Source organism: Methylobacterium sp. (assembly GCF_028290105.1).
Taxonomy (GTDB): Bacteria; Pseudomonadota; Alphaproteobacteria; order Rhizobiales; family Beijerinckiaceae; genus Methylobacterium.
The window spans coordinates 1-17,500 of record NZ_JAQGKL010000045.1 but is presented as its reverse complement, the minus strand read 5'-3'; the positions used below and the strand labels follow the sequence as shown (position 1 = coordinate 17,500).

Genomic DNA, 17,500 nt, shown 5'->3' with positions numbered 1-17,500 from the left:
CGGCGGATGCTGCGCTTTTCGAGAACCAAGATCGTCACGACGCTGGCCGTCATCCTGATCGGCCTCAGCCTCGCCGTGCCGAGCTTCTTCTCGCCCGAGCAGCGCAAGGGCTTCATGGCCTCGCTCCCGGGCTGGTTCCCGAGCTGGATCGTGCCGAGCCGCGCCATCGTGCTCGGCCTCGACCTCCAGGGCGGCTCGCAGCTGCTCCTCGAGGTCGACCAGAACGAACTCGTCGCCTCGCAGGCCAAATCCCTGCGCGACGACGTCCGCCGCATCCTGCAGCAGGAGAGCGTGCGCGCCGAGGGCGGCATCCAGCTCCTGCAGCGCGGCGTCCAGGTCCGCGTCGCCGATGCGGGCGCCCGCGCCAAGCTGCTGCCGAAGCTGCGCGAACTCGCCCAGCCGATCTCCAATCCCCTCGTGGGCCAGGGCGCCGGGCGCACCCTCGACATCGTCGAGCAGCCCGACGGCCTCGTGCGCCTGACCCTCACCGACGCGGGCATCACCGAGCGCACCCGGCGCGCGGTGAGCCAGGGCATCGAGGTCATCCGGCGCCGCCTCGATTCCACCGGCACCACCGAGCCGTCGATCCAGCAGCAGGGTGCCGACCGCATCCTGATCCAGGTCCCGGGCGAGCAGAACCCGGAGCGCCTGGAGAAGCTGTTGGGCTCCACCGCGAAGCTCGAATTCCGCATGCTGGCGGATTCGCCCTCCGGTGACGTCGACCTCCTCCCCTCGAAGGACGAGAAGGGCGCCAAGGTGCCCGTCGAGCGCCGGATCATGGCCGATGGCGGCGATCTCACCGACGCCCAGCCGGCCTTCGACCATCAGACCCAGGAGCCGATGGTCAGCTTCAAGTTCAACCTGAAGGGCGCCCAGCGCTTCGGGCAGGCGACCTCGGAGAATGTCGGCCGCCGCATGGCGATCGTCCTCGACAACGAGGTGGTCTCGGCGCCGCGCATCAACACCCCGATCACCGGCGGATCGGGCCAGATCACCGGCAATTTCACGGTCCAGCAGGCCAACGACCTCTCGGTGCTGCTGCGCGCCGGCGCGCTGCCGGCGAAGTTCACGGTCGTCGAGCGCCGCGTCGTCGGCCCCGGCCTCGGGCGCGACTCGATCCAGGCCGGCAAGCTCGCGACGCTGGTGGCCGGCGCCCTCGTCGTCGTCTTCATGTTCGCCACCTACGGGGTGTTCGGCTTCTTCGCCAACATCGCCCTCATCGTCCATGTCGGCCTCATCCTCGGCCTGATGTCGGTGCTGGAGGCGACCATGACCCTGCCGGGCATCGCCGGCATCGTGCTCACCATCGGCACGGCGGTGGATTCCAACGTGCTGATCTACGAGCGCGTGCGCGAGGAGGTCCATGCCGGGCGCTCCATCGTCTCGGCGCTGCAGGCGGGCTTCGACAAGGCCTTCGCCACCATCATCGATTCGAACTCGACCATGGCCATCGCCGCCCTGATCCTGTTCTTCCTCGGCTCCGGCCCCGTGAAGGGGTTCGCCGTGGTGTTCATCCTCGGGATTCTCACCACGGTCATCACCGCCGTGACCCTGACCCGCATGATGATCGCCCTGTGGTACAATATCGCCCGGCCGAAGGCCCTGCCGTTCTGAGCGCTCCCCAAGGACGCCCGTCGGCCCTTTCGACCCCGAATTGAAGAATCCGAGACCGATCATGCGCCTGCTCCGCCTCTGGCCCGACGAGTCGCACGTCGACTTCATGCGCTTCCGGCGCTTCACCTTCCCGCTCTCGGCCTTCATGTCGGTGGCGACCGTGGTGCTGTTCCTCACCGTCGGGCTGAACTTCGGCATCGACTTCAAGGGCGGCACCCTGGTGGAGCTCCAGGCCAAGTCGAAGACCGCCGATGTCGGGGCCGTCCGCCATACGGCGAACGGCTTCGGTTTCGGCGAGACCGAAGTGCAGGAACTCGGCGGCGAAGGCACCGTCCTGGTGCGCTTTCCCCTCCAGCCGGGCGAGCAGGGCCAGACGGCGGTGATGCAGAAGGCGCACGCCGCCTTCGACGCCGATTACGAGTTCCGCCGCACCGAGACGGTCGGCCCCCGCGTCTCGGGCGAACTCGTGCAGTCGGGCACCCTCGGCGTCGTGCTCTCGGTGCTCGCCGTGCTGTTCTACCTCTGGTTCCGCTTCGAGCGGGAGCTGGCGCTGGGCGCCATCGTGGGCACGCTCCACGACATCGTGCTGACGCTCGGCGTCTTCGTCATCACCCGCATCGAGTTCAACATGACCTCGATCGCCGCGATCCTCACCATCGTGGGCTATTCGCTCAACGAGACCGTGGTGGTGTTCGACCGGACCCGCGAGCTGATGCGGCGCTACAAGACGATCCCCACGGTGGAACTGCTCAACCTCTCGATCAACTCGACGATGTCGCGGACAGTGATGACGGCGACCTCCGCCTTCCTGTCGCTGCTCGCCCTGGTGCTGTTCGGCGGCGAGGCGATCAAGGGCTTCGCCATCGTGATGCTGGCCGGCGTCGTCATCTGCACCTACTCGGCGATCTTCGTCTCGACGCCGGTGCTGATCTATCTCGGCCTGATGCTCTCGGGCGTGAAGGCGCAGGCCCGGCCGACCGGCGGGCGCGTGCCGCAGGCGGCGGAATAGGACAGACCCGATGGCGGTGAGCGGCAGCCTGCACGACGGCTACGTTCCGGGGCGCCACCTCATCGACGCCTACGGCAATGGCGGCTTCCGATTCGCCGAGATGTCGCATCGCGGCTCGATCCTGGTGACGCCCTCGGGGGTTCGGGCCTGGGACGTGACCGAGCCCCGGGCCATCGACCGCGCCGCGCTGCGCCCGATCCTCGCCGAGGCGGGGGCGGTGGAACTGCTCCTCGTCGGAACCGGGCTCGAGATCGCGCCTTTCCCCGATGCGCTCCGGCGCTGGCTCAAGGAGGGCGGCATCGGCCTCGACGTGATGCAGACGGGGGCCGCGGCCCGCACCTACAACATCCTCATGGCGGAGAACCGCAAGGTCGCCGCCGCCCTGATCGCGGTCGCATGACGGAGTCCACGATGACGGGTTCCTGCACATGACGGAATCCGAGACCCGGGCCGGCCGGACCGAGGACAACCTCGCCTTCGCGTTCCAGCATTGCGAGGCCCTGGTCCGGGAGGGCGACCCCGACCGCTACTTCGCCACCCTGTTCGCTCCGCTGAGCGCCCGGCCGCACCTGTTCGCGCTGATCGCCTTCAGCCTGACCATCGCGCGGGTCCGCGAGGCGGCCTCCAACCCGATGGCCGGCGAGATCCGCCTGCAATGGTGGCGCGACGCCCTCCAGGGCGAGGCGCGCGGCGACGTCAAGGCCAACCCCGTGGCCGCGGCGCTGGACGACGCCATCGTGAAGCGCAAGCTCGGGCGCCAGCCCTTCGTCGACCTCATCGATGCCCGCGTCTTCGACCTCTATGAGGATCCGATGCCCCGGGTGAACGACCTCGAAGGCTATTGCGGCGAGACCGCCTCGGCCCTCATCCGCCTCGGCGCCCTGGTGCTCTGCGACGGGGGCGAGCCGGGCGGCGCCGCGGCCGCCGGACACGCGGGCGTCGCCTACGGCGTCACCGGCCTCCTGCGGGCGCTGCCCTGGCATTCCCGCGGGGGCCAGGTCTATCTGCCCGCCGACATCCTCAAGACCTACGGCGTCACCCGCGAGGACATCGTCACCGGACGCGGCGGCCCGGGCCTCGTCGGCGCCACCGCCGACCTGCGGGCGCTGGCGCGGCGCCACCTCAAGGCCTACGAGGCCGCGCGGGCCACCATCGCGCCGGCGGCACGCCCCGCCTTCCTGCCCGTGGCGCTGGTGGAGCCCTACCTCGCCGCCATGGAGCGGCCGGGCTACGACCCGCTCAACACCGTCGTCGAGATCCCGCGCTGGCGCCGCCTGTGGACGCTCTGGCGCGGGTCGCGCCGGGGCTGAGCCCGGAAACCTCGCGTCGCGCACGAAAAAGGGCGGCCCCGCGGAGCCGCCCCGATTCCCTTCGCGACGAGCGGATGCGCCTCAGCGCGCCTTCTTCGTCAGCTTCGCGGCGATCTCGAACATCTCCTCCGGGGCGTAGTCCGGGGTGAAGGCGGAGGGCACGCCGGTGAGCTGGTGGATCTTGCCGCCCTCGGGCATGCCCTCGACGACGCTGAGCTCGCCCTTCGGGTCGCCCGGAAGCGCGACCTCGCCGTTGCCCCAGATGCCGGCCATCTCGGTGTAGTCGCCGGGGCTGAAGGTGTAGAGCCGGCGGTGCGAGCCCTCCTGCAGGTACTTCTGGCACTCGGGGATCTTGTCGAGGTTGATGTTGGGCGTCGGCAGGAACTTCTCGATTTCGACGCCGGTGATCTTCTTGAGCGCCAGCGCGTAGGCGTGGGCGTGCACCGAGCCGCGCACCAGCAGGTAGCCGCAGACCTCGCGGCCCGTCGGGTCGGTCAGGGTCTCGTAGACGCGCAGCTTGTGCAGGCGGGCGCCGCACTCGAGATGGAAGTTGTGCAGCAGGTCGACGACGAGATTGCCGGTCGTGGTGATGAAGTCGTTGTTCCAGGACACGCCGTTGCTGTTGATCGGCGCCGAACCGCCGCCGTTCGACAGGAAGGCGGCCGCGAGGCGGATGTCCTTCATGTCCTCGAACGGCGCCTTGGAAATGTCGCCCCCGTCCTTTTCGTCGCCGTCGTTGTCGGGGCCGTTGTTGAGCATCGCCACGCCATTGCTGACGAGCTCGACATGGCCGAGCTCTTCGGCTGTGATGGCGGCAACAAGGCTATAGAACGGGCGAAGCTTAGACTTGCTTCGGAAGTTGAAGCTCTGGAACATGTAATTGCCCAGCGTCGACATCTCGCCATACTTGCCGCCGAGCAGTTCCTGCAGGGCCGCGGCGGCATTGGGATCTTTCCGTTTTGGGGCGGGAAGCTCGGCCTGGAGTTTGTCGACGCGCATGAACATGGATGAATTCTCCGTGCAGAGCTGAAAAACCACTCGGCAGGGAACGGGTCGCGGCTGGGCATGTTCCGGTTTCGCGCGCCGGTCGGGTCGGGCTTCTTTCCCGGTGCACCCTGGAACAAACCGCGAGTCCGGCACTGGCGAAGGGGCGGCGGACCGGCAACACCCTCTGAATACATGATTAACCGCGTTGAGCCGGTCCGAACCCTCTGCTAGCTACGAGGGCAAGGCCCGGCACGAGATCGGGCTCATCCGGAGGAGGACGGCGCCCGTGAACACAGTGACCACCTGGAATCAGGTCTACGACCCATTCGGGAATGCCTGGCTCTCGACTCTCGCCGCCTCGCTGCCGGTCATCGCCCTGCTCGGCATGATCGCGAGCGGCAAGGTTCAGGCGCACATCGCCGCCGTGCTCTCCCTCGTCCTGGCCTTCTGCGTCGCCGTCTTCCTGTTCGGCATGCCGGGCGACCTCGCCCTGCGCGCGTCCGGCTACGGCATCGCCCTCGGCCTGTTTCCCATCGGCTGGATCATCCTCAACGTCATCTTCCTCTACCGCCTGACGGTGGAGAAGGGCTGGTTCGCCACCCTGCAGCAATCGGTGGCGGGCATCACCACGGACCGACGCATCCAGCTCCTCCTCGTGGCCTTCGCCTTCGGCGCCTTCTTCGAGTGCGCGGGCGGCTTCGGCACCCCGGTGGCGGTGACGGGCGCGATCCTGATCGGGCTCGGCTTCTCGCCGCTGGCGGCCTCGGGCCTCTCGCTCATCGCCAACACCGCGCCTGTCGCCTACGGCGCGCTCGGCGCCCCCATCCAGGGCCTCGCCTCGGTGACCGGCTACGATCCCTACATCCTCGGCGCGATGATCGGCCGGCAGCTGCCGTTCTTCTCGCTCCTCGTGCCGTTCTGGCTGATCTGGGTGTTCGCGGGCTTCCGCGGCATGATCAAGATCTGGCCGCCGATCCTGGTCTGCGGCGGCTCCTTCGCGGCGGCCCAGTTCCTGATCTCGAACTACGTGAACCCCTGGATCGTCGATATCGGCGCCTCCCTCGTCTCGATGGGCGCCCTGGTGGCCTTCCTCAAGGTCTGGCAGCCGAAGGAGATCTGGGCCTCGCCGGCGCTGCGCGGCAACGATCCGTCGATCGGCTACGTCAATGGCGGCCGCCCGGTCTCGCTCGGTGCCGCCGTGCCCGGCGACCTGCCTAAGGTGAACCTGAGCGGCCCCACCGCGACCCGCAGCGAGATCCTGATGGCGTGGGTGCCGTGGATCATCCTGTCGGTGATCGTGGCGATCTGGGGCACGGGCTGGTTCAAGGCCATCGTCAACCCGATCTTCACCTGGAAGTACGAGGTGCCGGGCCTGCACAACGTCATCATGAAGGTGCCGCCGGTGGTGGCCAAGGCCCATCCGGAGGCCGCCGTCTTCGCCTTCACCTACATGTCCTACACCGGCACCGGCGTGCTGTTCGCGGCCATCATCTCCGGCCTGATCATGCGCTTCTCGCCGTGGCGCCTGGTCACGGCCTACATCGAGACGATCTGGGTGCTGCGCTACTCGCTCATCACCATCGCGGCGATGCTGGCGCTCGGCGTGCTCACCCGCTACGCGGGCGTGGACGCCACCCTCGGCCTGGCGTTCGCCGGAACGGGCATCCTCTACCCGTTCTTCGGCACCCTGCTGGGCTGGCTCGGCGTCGCGCTCACCGGCTCCGACACCGCCTCCAACGTGCTCTTCGGCGGATTGCAGAAGATCACCTCGGAGCAGCTCGGCCTGTCGGGCATCCTCATGGCCTCGGCGAACTCGTCGGGCGGCGTGATGGGCAAGATGATCGACGCCCAGTCGATCGTCGTCGCCTCCACCGCCACCGGCTATTTCGGCCAGGAGAGCAAGATCCTGCGCTTCGTGTTCTGGCACTCCATCGTGCTCGCCTGCCTCGTCGGCGTGCTCGTGATGCTGCAGGCCTACGTCTACCCGTTCAACGCGATGGTGATTCACCCGTAAGCCCGGCTCACCCCGCATCGTCACGAGGACGAGCCCGCCCCGGGGAAACCCGGGGCGGGTTTTTTCATGGCCGGCACAATCCCTCCCGCGGACGACCCTGCGCCCCCGGGCGCTGCCGGCGCCCGGTTGGACGTCCCCGCCGTCCTCGTCGCGAGGATGGCTTCCGGACAGCGCGCCGACCCGTCGGCGCTCGACCCAGGCGCGCTGTCGCGGGAAGGCCGACGCGGCGTCGTCGTCGCGATCCAGTTGACGCGCCTCCGCGAGGGCAGGACGCGCGGGAAAACCGGTCTGTGCCGCCGCGAAACCCTGGGTTGCCACGTGTCAGCGAAAGAGGAGAGCGTGCCTGCCGGTAATCGATGGAATAAACATAATTTCGTTTTGTATTTAGACAATATCTATACATGAATATGAAGAAATTTTGTTTTATATATTGATTGACGTACTTGTCGGCCCGGTTGAGCGATACGCGGGAGCGAGCGGGATCTGTAACCAGAGACCAGTCAAATCGACGTGACATAATCAATCTAGAGTTGATTCAAAGCGCTTGATCGCCTCTATGTGCTGACCTGAGGTTGCGCTTTCGTCGCCTTGCACCTCAACGTCAATGTGTCAGCAGAAGCGGATCCACGGAATGCCCCAGAACGATTTTTCTTCGAATCTCTACCTTCAATACATGGAGGCCATACAGAATTTCATCAAGCAACCGGGAGACCTTCAAGTCACCGCCCCGCCGACGGCCTGGGATTGGGGCGGTGCCAGCGCGGGCCTGCACGGTGCGACCTGGGATGAGTACGTGGCGCTCAACCGCGTCCTGTCCGCCCCCAACTCGGACACACGCCGGTGGGGAAGCAGTGACGGCTTCGACGCGATCTATCACGCCCTCATCACGACGGCGCTGAAACCCGTCTCCGAGAACGATCCCGAATACGAGAAGTTGCAGGCGCAGGCCAACGAGGATCTCGAAGCTCTGCAGAGTGCGATCACCGGAGCGAGCACGGATTTCGACAACTACCTTCAGGCAAATCCGAAGAGTTCCGTCACCTACCAGGCGTGGCTGGAGGGAGACGGTGCGGCTCACAAAGCGGAGATCGACGGTGTCAAGGCGACCTGCGCGACGTCGAGGCAGAATTTGAGCGATTTCGTGCTGTCGAAGGATGGTCCCATCAAGGATGCGCTGGCAAAATACACGGCCGGTTTGACGGAGATCGTCGATCCGACGACGCAGCAGAAGACGAAAGTCGGCGCTTGGAGCGTGAGCAAGCGTGCCATCGATTACGTGAACGAGATCACGAACAAGGAACCTGGGGCTCCCGCGAAGGACGTGACCAAGATCTCCATCAAGAAAGATTCCGCGACGTACGATTTCGATCGCGTCTGGGGTGAGGGGAGTTTCAAGACGGAAGGGTTCCTGGATTTCTTCACCGCCAAGGCGAACGGGTCCTACGAAAAGATCGACACCTCCGGAGCCGCGTCGGATTACGCCATCGACATCGAGCTTGGCGGGTTCCAGGCGATTCCGGTCTCACCCGGTCAGTGGTTCGACCCGGGATTTTTGAATACGGCCGCGACCGAACCCGACAATTACAACGAGAACTTCAGTCCCTTCGAAAAGGATGGAGCACGGTACTTTTTCGGGCCGGGTGGCAGTTTGGAGCGACAGATCACGGCGATCGTCGTCGCCTATCAGCCGTCCATCACGGTCAAGGTCTCCGAGCAATTCTCGACCACCATGTCCCAGACCTGGCACGCCGCGGGACAGATCGACATCGGACCCTTCAGCTTCGGCGGCTCGGCGGAGGGGCAGAAATCCGCCAGCACCTTCACCAGCAGCGGCGATTCCTTCACGGTCGCGAACAAGGAACCGTGGCCGGTCATCATCGGGTTCCTGACCGAATTCGTCGTCAAGCCGCAAAAGAAGAGCGCCACCTAGGCGACCGCGTGGGCGTGCCCGGTTCCCGGATCGGGCACGCCGGCCGGAGACGGTCCCGCTGCCGGCGATCGCCCAAGGAGCGGTCTGCGGTTCCGGCCGGCCTCGTCGTTCGGGAATGAAACGCCGGAGGCCTGTTTGAGCGGTTCCGGCGCCGCGGTTCTGCTATAGTCGCGTCGCCATGTTCAATCTCGCCTCGCGCTACAACCTCGCCAAGCTGCCCTCCGTGGAGACCGCGCGCCTGCGCCTGACGCGGCTGGAACCGGGCGATGCCGAGGCCGTGCGGGCGCTCACCGACGACCCGGCGATCACCGGAGCGGTGAACTTCCTCCCCGATCCCTTCACCCTGCAGGACGCACGCCGGCTGATCGGCCCGGCCAAGGTCACCAACGACTGCTTCCTCGGCGCCAAGCGGGCCGATGCCAGCCTCGTGGCCATCGTCGGCCTGCACCTGCGCGGGGAGAAGGCGGTGGAGATCGGCTACTGGGTGGGGGGCGCGGCGCGTGGGCAGGGTTACGGCAGCGAGGCGGTGGCGGGCGCCGTCGAACTGCTGCGCAAGCGCTTCCCGCACCGCTTCCTCATCGCCGAGTGCCGGCCCGAGAACACGGCCTCCGTCGGCCTCCTGCGGAAGGTCGGGTTTCGCGACACCGGCGACGAGGGCCACCGGCCCGGGCGGCGGATCTTCACGTTCGAGCCGGGTTGACGCTCCCCGGCACGACCGGAACGCGGCCGAGGCGCCGATAGATGACGAGGGTGGCCAGCAGGCCGCAGGCCCCGCCGAACGCCATCCACAGGCCGGGTGCCGCCTTGTTGCCCGTGGCCTCGATCAGCGACGTGGAGATCAGCGGCGTCATCCCGCCGAAGAGGGCGGTGGCCAGGGAATAGGCCAGGGAGAACCCGGCCGTGCGCACCTCCGGCGGCACGATCTCGGTGAGCGCCACGACCATCGCGCCGTTGTAGCTGCCGTAGAGAAACGACAGCCACAGGAGCACCGTCAGCATCGTCTCGAAGCTCGGATGGGCCACGAGCCAGGCGAGCGCCGGATAGGCGGTGACGAGGGTCAGCCCCGAGAACAGCAGCAGGATCGGCCGGCGCCCGATCCGGTCCGAGAGCGCCCCCATCACCGGCAGCCAGAACAGGTTCGACACCGCGACGCAGAAGGTCACGACCAGGCTGTCGGTGTCGGAGAGCTTCAGGACGTTCTTGCCGAAGGTCGGCGTGTAGACCGTGATCGCGTAGAACGCGATCGTGGTCATCGCCACCATCAGCATGCCGAGCCCGACGATCCGCCAGTTGTGGCCGAGGGTGCGCAGGACCTCCCCCACCGGGGGATGGACCTTGCGGGCCCGGAAGGCCGGCGTCTCCTGCAGCGAGCGCCGGATGTAGAACAGGAACGGCACGAGGAGGCAGCCGATCAGGAAGGGGATGCGCCAGCCCCAGGCGCCCATCTCGGCCGGCACCAGCAGGCGGTTGAGCGCGTAGCCGATGGCCGCCGCCGCCATGATCGCCACCTGCTGGCTGCCCGATTGCCAGGCGACGTAGAAGCCCTGCCGCCCGGGCGGCGCCAGTTCGGCGAGGTAGACCGAGACGCCGCCGAGTTCGACGCCGGCCGAAAACCCCTGGAGCAGGCGGCCGACCAGCACCAGGGCGGGGGCGAGAAGGCCGAGGGTCGCGTAATCCGGCACCACCGCGATGAGGACGGTGCCGGCGGCCATGATCGCCAGGGTGACGATCAGTCCCTTCCGGCGCCCGACCCGGTCGACATAGGCGCCGAGCAGCACCGCGCCGAGCGGGCGCATGAGGAAGCCGGCCCCGAAGGTCATGAAGGTGAGCATCAGCGAGGCGAACTCGTTCTCGCTGGGGAAGAACGCCTTGGCGATGTAGGAGGCGTAGAAACCGAAGGCGAAGAAGTCGAACATCTCCAGGAAGTTGCCGCTGGTCACCCGCAGCACGGCCGCCGCCCTGGAGCCGGCATGGTCCTGATCCGGATGACCCGCCATCGGAGTTCCTCACCTGATTGGATGGCCCCTGCACGTTCCGGCGAGGCGCTTCATCCCACGGTGGGCGTATTTTATACCGGAAGCCAGAGGAAGATCCGGACGGCGGCGCGAGCGGTGGCCAGGACGCTGCGACTTCGCCGCTACTCCGCCGCGACCCGCGCGAACCCATCCCCCATCCAGGCCGCGAGATCCGCGCGCGCCCGGTCGGTCAGCGCCTTCTTCTTGGCCACCGCCTTTTCCGGCCCCTTGAGGCGCTTACCGCCCTCGCCTTTGGGGGCGTGGTCGAGGGGCGGGAACAGGCCGAAATTCACGTTCATCGGCTGGAAGGAGCGGGGCGTGCCCGCATCCTCGGCGGCGATGTGGCCGCCGGTGATGTGGCCGATCAGGGCGCCGAGCGCGGTGGTCGGGGGGAGCGGCGCCAGCGCTTCGCCCCGCGCCTCGGCGATGGCGAAGCGGCCCGCCATGAGCCCGATGGCGGCGCTCTCGACATAGCCCTCGCAGCCGGTGATCTGGCCGGCGAAGCGAAGGTCCGGCCGCGCCTTGAGCCGCAGGGTCGCGTCGAGGAGGCGGGGGGAATCGAGGTAGGTGTTGCGGTGCAGGCCGCCGAGGCGCGCGAACTCGGCGTTCTCCAGGCCGGGAATCGTGCGGAACACCCGGACCTGCTCGGAATAGGTCAGCTTCGTCTGGAAGCCGACCATGTTGTAGAGGGTGCCGAGGGCGTTGTCCTGGCGCAGCTGCACGATGGCGCAGGCCTTCACGGTGGGGTCGTGCGGGTTGGTGAGGCCGACCGGCTTCATGGGGCCGTGGCGCAGGGTCTCGGGGCCGCGCTCCGCCATCACCTCGATGGGCAGGCAGCCGTCGAAATAGGGGGTCGAGGCCTCCCACTCCTTGAAGCCGATCTTGTCGCCGTCGATCAGGGCCTGGATGAAGGCGTCGTACTGCGCCCGGTCCATCGGGCAGTTGATGTAGTCGGCCCCCGTGCCGCCCGGCCCGACCTTGTCGTAGCGCGACTGGAACCAGGCCTTGTCCATGTCGATGGAGTCGCGGTGCACGATCGGCGCGATGGCGTCGAAGAAGGCCAGCGCGTCCGCCCCCGTCAGTTCGCGGATGGAGGCGGCGAGCGACGGGGCGGTCAGCGGCCCCGTGGCGATGATGGTGGAGCCCCAATCCTCGGGGGGCAGGCCGGCGACCTCCTCCCGCGCGATGGTGATGCGCGGATGCGCCTCGATCGCCTCGGTGACGGCCCGGGCGAAGCCCTCGCGGTCGACGGCGAGGGCGCCCCCGGCCGGGACCTGATGCGCGTCGGCGGCGCGCAGGATCAGGGAGTTTAAGGTCCGCATCTCCTGGTGCAGCAGCCCAACGGCGTTGCCGTTGGCGTCGTCCGAGCGAAACGAGTTCGAGCAGACGAGTTCGGCCAGATCGCTCCCGTGATGCGCCTCGGTGCCGCGCACGGGGCGCATCTCGTGGAGGATCACGGGGTGGCCGGCTTGCGCGATCTGCCAGGCGGCCTCCGACCCGGCGAGGCCGCCGCCGACGATGTGGATGGGCAAGGGCTCGGGGCGATCCGTCATCGCCACGGGATAGACCCCGCCGCGCCGCGGATCAATGCAGGGGCGGGCCGACGAGGAAGCGCTCGCGGTCGGCGGAGGTCACCGCGAGCTTGAGCGACTTGCCCTCGCGCTGGATCGTCAGCGGCACGCGCACCCCGGCTTCGCCGAGCGCCCAGACCTGGCGGAAGAACCCGGCGAGATCCGCCACCGGCTCGCCCGCCACCGCCACGATGACGTCGCCCGGGCGCAGGTCCGCCGCCTCGGCGGGGCCGTCGTCGGCCAGGCCCATCACCACCACGGTGTCATCCCCGTCGCTGGCATAGAGGCCGAGCCAGGGGCGGGCGGGGCGGTCGACCCGGCCGCGCGTGGTCAGGTCGGCGAGGATCGGCGGCAGCAGGTCGATGGGCACGATCATGTTGATGGTCTTCGGGCCCCCCGTGCCGCCCTGCTGCAGTTGCAGGGAGCCGATGCCCAGCAGCGCCCCGTCCGGCCCGATCAGCGCCGCGCCGCCCCAATGCGGGTGCGAGGGCGCGGTGAACAGGGCCTCGTCGAGGACGTATTCCCAGTAGCCGGCGAATTCCTGGCGGGCGACCACCTCGACGGCGAGGCTGCGCGCGCGCCCGCCGACGCCGGCCATCACGGCCCGGTCGCCGATCTTCACGGGCCCCGAGCGCCCGAGCTTCAGGGGCTTGATCTTGAGGTCGCCGAGGGCCTGGACGAGGCCGAACCCGGTGACCGGGTCGAAGCCGACCACGTGGCCGGGGATCGAGCGCCCGTCCTGGGTGGTGAGCCAGACGGAATCCGCTTCCATCACGAGGTAGCCGATGGTGAGCACGAGGCCGTCCTCGCCGATGACGACGCCGTTGCCGGCCCGCTCGGTGCCCAGCGTCTCGGCGGTGAAGGCCTCGGGCGGCACCCGCGTCGAGAGGGCCACGATGGCGGTCAGCGCCGTCTCGAGGTCGAAGCCGTAATCGGCGGCCTTGGGCTGGGCGGAAGCGGGGATCTTCCAGTCTCCGGGCGAGGCCATGCCGGCGTCCTTCCTGCGGTCGTGTCGGGTGTGACCCGGGAGATAGGACGCCGGCTCGGATTTCGACAGTCTTGGACTTCGGATACGGTCTCGGGGCTCCGATCAGACCCTTGCGCGCAGCACCTTGCCGGGATTGAGCAGGCCCTGCGGGTCGAGGACGTCCTTGATGCGGTGGGCCAGCGCCATCTCCGCCGGCCGGCGGTGGCGCACGAGCTCGTCGACCCGGTACTGGCCGATGCCGTGCTCGGCCGAGATGCTGCCCCCGAAGCGCGCCACCGCGTCGTGCACGATGCGGTTGATGGCCTCCGGATCGTGCTCCGGCCCGATCAGCACGTTGTAGTGGATGTTGCCGTCGCCCATGTGGCCGAAGATGTTGGGCCGCGTGCCCGGGGCCTGCGTGGCCAGCGCCTCGCCCGCCGCCGCCAGGAAGTCGGGGATCGCCGGGATCGGCACCGAGACGTCGTGCTTGACGCTCTTGCCGGCCCGCGCCTCGGCCTCGGTGATGTGCTCGCGCAGGGCCCAGAGGCTTCCCGCCTGCTGGCCAGATTCGGCGATGACGCCGTCCGTGGCGTCGCCCCGCTCCAGGGCCTCGCCGAGCAGCGTCTCCACCGCCTCGCGAAGACCCGGCAGGCTCGATCCCGCCTCCATGAGCACGGTCCAGTCCGATTCCCCGATGGGGCTCGCGAGGCCGGCATGCTCGGCCACCAGGGCGAGGGAATCGCGCGCGATCAGCTCGAAGGCCTGGATGGTGTCGCCGAGCTCGTCCTGCGCCGCCTCGAGGAGGCGCAACGCCGCCGCCGGATCGGGGACGGCGAGCAGCGCGGTGGCGGTGTGGCGGGCCCGCGGCACGAGGCGCAGGATCGCGGCGGTGACGATGCCGAGCGTGCCCTCGCTGCCGATGAAGAGCTGCTTCCAGTCGTAGCCCGCATTGTCCTTGCGCAGGGCCCTGAGGCCGTCGACCACCGTGCCGTCGGCGAGCACCACCTCGAGCCCCAGCACGAGGCCCCGGGTCATGCCGTAGCGCAGGACGTTGATGCCGCCCGCATTGGTGGCGATGATGCCGCCGAGCATGGCCGAGCCCTCCGCCGCGAGGCTGACGGGCAGGAGCCGCCCTTGCGCCTCCGCCGCGTCCTGCGCGACCTTCAGGATGCAGCCGGCCTCCGCCTCCAGGGTCAGGCCGAGGGGATCGACCCGGCGGATCGCGTTCATGCGGCCGAGCGAGAGCACCACCTGGCCCCCGGAGGCGTCCGGGGTTGCGCCGCCCGCAAGGCCGGTATGTCCGCCCTGGGGCACGATCCCGACCCCGGCGGCGTGGCAGGCGGCCAGCACGGCGGAGACCGCGGCGGTGTCGGCCGGGCGCGCCACCGCCAGGGGCCGGCCCGGGAACAGGCGGCGCCAATCGGTCGCGTAGGGCGCCAGATCCGCCTCGTCCGTGAGCAGGCCGGCCCGGCCGAGGCGGGATTCCAACTGGGCGAGGAGATCGGCGTGCGCAGCGATCCGGCTCATGGGAGGGGTCCTCGTGCAGGGGATTGGGGGCCGGCTCGAAGCCCGGACAACAGGTCGCCCCGGCATCCCGGCGGGGGCGGCCCGGGTCAAGGGGGCTTCCTGACAAACCCCGCCGATGCTCAAGGCCGGGCCTTGACCGTGTCCGTGAACTGGCCTCTCACACCCCCCATTCGGGAGCGCGCGTCACGCTCGGTCGTCTCGAGCGATGCTTGACGGGCCCGGCGCCCCCTGCCGCCCGCCACGGGCGCGCGAACGCGAAGAAGAAGACATCCATGGCCGAACGACTCTCCTTCCCGAAGGACAAGATCCGCGTCCTGCTGCTCGAAGGCATCAACGACAGCGCCGCCCAGCTCTTCGCGGCGGCCGGCTACACCAACGTGGTGCGGGTGGCCAAAGCCCTCGACCGCGAGGCCCTGCACGAGGCGCTCAGGGGCACGCACATCCTCGGCATCCGCTCGCGCACGCAGCTCGATGCGGCGGCGCTGGCGGCCGGCGAGCGCCTGCTCGCGGTGGGCTGCTTCTCGGTGGGCACCAACCAGGTCGACCTCGAGGCCGCGCGGCACCGCGGCATCCCGGTCTTCAACGCGCCCTACTCGAACACCCGCTCGGTGGCCGAACTCGTCATCGGCGAGATCGTGATGCTGCTGCGCCGGATCGTGCCGCGCTCGGTGGGCGCGCATGCGGGGGAGTGGGACAAGTCGGCGACCGGCTCGCAGGAGGTGCGCGGCAAGACGCTCGGCATCGTCGGCTACGGCAATATCGGCTCGCAGCTCTCGACGCTGGCCGAGGCGATGGGCATGCGGGTGGTCTATTACGACCTGACCGACAAGCTGCGCCACGGCAACACCGAGCCCACCGACACCCTGGAGGCCCTGCTCGCCCAGAGCGACGTGGTCTCGCTGCACGTGCCGGAGACGCCCGAGACCCAGAACATGATCGGGGCGGCCGAGATCCGGGCGATGAAGCCCGGGGCCTTCCTCATCAACAACGCGCGCGGCACCGTGGTCGACCTCGACGCCCTGGCCGGTGCCCTGCGCGACGGCCACCTGCGCGGGGCCGCCGTCGACGTGTTCCCCGTGGAGCCCGGCTCCAACCAGGAGCGCTTCGTCAGCCCGCTCCAGGGCCTGGCCAACGTGATCCTGACGCCGCATATCGGCGGCTCCACCGAGGAGGCGCAGGAGCGCATCGGCGCCGAGGTGGCGCGCAAGCTCATCGACTACTCGGACATCGGCTCCACGGTGGGCACCGTGAACTTCCCGCAGGTGCAGCTGCCGGCGCGCCCCACCGGCACGCGCCTCATCCACGTCCAGCGCAACATCCCGGGCATGCTGGGGCGCCTCAACGACGCGTTCGCCCGGCGCGGCGTGAACATCGCGGCCCAGTTCTACCAGACCGACGGCGAGATCGGTTACGTGGTGGTGGAGACCGACGTGACGGATGCCGACGCCGAGACCCTGCTGGAGGAGATCCGGGCGCTGGACGGCACGATCCGGGCCCGCCTGCTCTACGAGCGCCGCTGAGGGCCGGCCTCCCGCTCGATGCGCGCCACTTTTCGTAGGCCCGGCGATGGCGCCCGGTGGCGCGGTGGCGCGGCCTTGGCTAAGCTGAGCCGGAACGGTCCCGGACGAAGGACCGTACCGGACTGAACGGGGCCGCGTCGTCGCGCACACAGCGCGGAATGAAGCCGGCGCGTTCCGAAGAGGAAGCCCAGCCGTTGCGTGCCAGTCCCTCGCCAACTGGTTCTCTGCCGACCGGTCCCTCGGCGGAAGAGGCCGCGCGCGACGCCGTCCTCGCCGGGCTCATCGCGAACATCGCCCGGCGCGACGAGGCGGCCCTGCGCACCCTCTACGATCGCACCTCGGCGAAACTTTTCGGCGTGATCCTGCGTATCCAGGCGGATCGCGGCATGGCCGAGGACGTGCTGCAGGACGTGTACCTGCGCGTCTGGCAGAATGCCGCGTCCTACAGCCCGGGGGCCGGGCGGCCGCTGTCCTGGCTCTGCACCATCGCGCGCAACCGGGCCATCGACGGGGTCCGGCGGCGCAGCGAGGTCCAGGGACCGGTCACCGAGGACGGGGAGGATTGGGTGGAGCGTCTGGCCGATCCCCACGACAGCGAGGGCACGATCCTGGGGCGCAACGCGCTGCAGGCCTGCCTCGGCCGGCTCGACGCGCTGCACCGCGACTGCATCGTGCTGGCCTATTGCGAGGGCCAGTCCCGCGAGGACCTCGCCCTGCGCTACGACCGCCCCGTCAGCACGATCAAGACCTGGCTGCATCGCGGCCTCGCCACCCTGCGCGGCTGCCTGGACGCCCCCGCATGACGCCGGATCCCGAAGAGCGCGATCTGCGCCTGGCCGAATACGTGCTCGGCACCCTGCCGCCCGCTGAGCGGGCGGCGGTGGAGCTCGAACTCGCCGTCGATCCCGCCGCCCGCGCCGCGCGCGACGCCTGGGAGCGCCGCCTGGCGCCCCTCGCCCTCACCGCGCCCGAGGTCCAGCCGGGGCCGGGGGTGTGGCCGGCGATCGCCCGCTCGGTCTCGGGCGAGCGAGCCGAC

14 protein-coding genes and 1 pseudogene are annotated in these 17,500 nt (G+C 69.1%); 10 read left to right on the top strand and 5 right to left on the bottom strand.

From position 1 onward, the window contains the following. The first annotated feature begins 6 nt into the window (after positions 1-6). The 4 genes from secD to JWQ05_RS03625 all read left to right on the top strand — a co-directional run bounded on the left by secD (position 7) and on the right by JWQ05_RS03625 (position 3,933). Positions 7-1,614: a protein translocase subunit SecD gene (secD, locus tag JWQ05_RS03640; protein WP_299654611.1), complete on the top strand. Its 1,608-nt coding sequence runs from the start codon at positions 7-9 to the stop codon at positions 1,612-1,614. 61 nt (positions 1,615-1,675) lie between these two features. Further along, on the top strand, positions 1,676-2,623 hold the full coding sequence (secF, locus tag JWQ05_RS03635) for a protein translocase subunit SecF (protein ID WP_299654608.1): 948 nt from the start codon (positions 1,676-1,678) through the stop codon (positions 2,621-2,623). A gap of 10 nt (positions 2,624-2,633) precedes the next feature. Beyond that, a complete protein-coding gene (locus tag JWQ05_RS03630) occupies positions 2,634-3,023 on the top strand; it encodes an MTH938/NDUFAF3 family protein (protein WP_299654605.1) in 390 nt (129 codons plus the stop codon). Between the two features lie 28 nt (positions 3,024-3,051). Continuing rightward, a complete protein-coding gene (locus tag JWQ05_RS03625) occupies positions 3,052-3,933 on the top strand; it encodes a phytoene/squalene synthase family protein (protein WP_299654602.1) in 882 nt (293 codons plus the stop codon). Between the two features lie 81 nt (positions 3,934-4,014). Here JWQ05_RS03625 and JWQ05_RS03620 read toward each other — a convergent pair whose 3' ends face one another. After that, entirely contained in the window at positions 4,015-4,938 is a 924-nt protein-coding gene (locus JWQ05_RS03620) for a manganese catalase family protein (RefSeq protein ID WP_299654599.1), read from the bottom strand. 277 nt (positions 4,939-5,215) lie between these two features. Between JWQ05_RS03620 and JWQ05_RS03615 the strand changes: the two genes are divergently transcribed. The 3 genes from JWQ05_RS03615 to JWQ05_RS03605 all read left to right on the top strand — a co-directional run bounded on the left by JWQ05_RS03615 (position 5,216) and on the right by JWQ05_RS03605 (position 9,564). After that, complete coding sequence (locus JWQ05_RS03615; protein ID WP_299654687.1) at positions 5,216-6,934, top strand: L-lactate permease; 1,719 nt, start codon at positions 5,216-5,218, stop codon at positions 6,932-6,934. A gap of 631 nt (positions 6,935-7,565) precedes the next feature. Next, on the top strand, positions 7,566-8,864 hold the full coding sequence (locus JWQ05_RS03610; RefSeq protein WP_299654596.1) for a hypothetical protein: 1,299 nt from the start codon (positions 7,566-7,568) through the stop codon (positions 8,862-8,864). Between the two features lie 178 nt (positions 8,865-9,042). Beyond that, a complete protein-coding gene (locus JWQ05_RS03605; RefSeq protein ID WP_299654593.1) occupies positions 9,043-9,564 on the top strand; it encodes a GNAT family N-acetyltransferase in 522 nt (173 codons plus the stop codon). On the opposite strand, the gene JWQ05_RS03600 is transcribed toward JWQ05_RS03605, so the two are convergent. The 4 genes from JWQ05_RS03600 to JWQ05_RS03585 form a co-directional block, all read right to left on the bottom strand. Continuing rightward, the gene (locus JWQ05_RS03600) at positions 9,545-10,861 is read right to left on the bottom strand and encodes an MFS transporter (RefSeq protein ID WP_299654590.1); all 1,317 of its coding nucleotides are present in this window, start codon (positions 10,859-10,861) and stop codon (positions 9,545-9,547) included. The two genes, JWQ05_RS03605 and JWQ05_RS03600, sit on opposite strands and share 20 nt — an antisense overlap. A 140-nt stretch (positions 10,862-11,001) precedes the next feature. Next, a complete protein-coding gene (gene trmFO / locus JWQ05_RS03595; RefSeq protein WP_299654587.1) occupies positions 11,002-12,432 on the bottom strand; it encodes a methylenetetrahydrofolate--tRNA-(uracil(54)-C(5))-methyltransferase (FADH(2)-oxidizing) TrmFO in 1,431 nt (476 codons plus the stop codon). 31 nt (positions 12,433-12,463) lie between these two features. Then, complete coding sequence (locus JWQ05_RS03590; RefSeq protein WP_299654584.1) at positions 12,464-13,438, bottom strand: S1C family serine protease; 975 nt, start codon at positions 13,436-13,438, stop codon at positions 12,464-12,466. Positions 13,439-13,540: 102 nt separating this feature from the next. Then, positions 13,541-14,944 carry an FAD-binding oxidoreductase gene (locus JWQ05_RS03585; protein ID WP_299654581.1) on the bottom strand — a complete coding sequence of 468 codons (1,404 nt, stop codon included), beginning with the start codon at positions 14,942-14,944 and terminating at the stop codon, positions 13,541-13,543. A 272-nt stretch (positions 14,945-15,216) separates the two neighbouring features. Between JWQ05_RS03585 and serA the strand changes: the two genes are divergently transcribed. The 3 genes and pseudogenes from serA to JWQ05_RS03570 all read left to right on the top strand — a co-directional run. Next, positions 15,217-16,464, top strand: a complete 1,248-nt coding sequence (gene serA, locus JWQ05_RS03580; protein WP_299654578.1) for a phosphoglycerate dehydrogenase — start codon at positions 15,217-15,219, stop codon at positions 16,462-16,464. Positions 16,465-16,688: 224 nt separating this feature from the next. Next, a complete protein-coding gene (locus tag JWQ05_RS03575) occupies positions 16,689-17,267 on the top strand; it encodes a sigma-70 family RNA polymerase sigma factor (RefSeq protein WP_299654684.1) in 579 nt (192 codons plus the stop codon). Next, positions 17,264-17,500: pseudogene (locus JWQ05_RS03570) on the top strand (hypothetical protein); the annotation flags it as partial. The gene JWQ05_RS03575 and the pseudogene JWQ05_RS03570, both read left to right, overlap by 4 nt.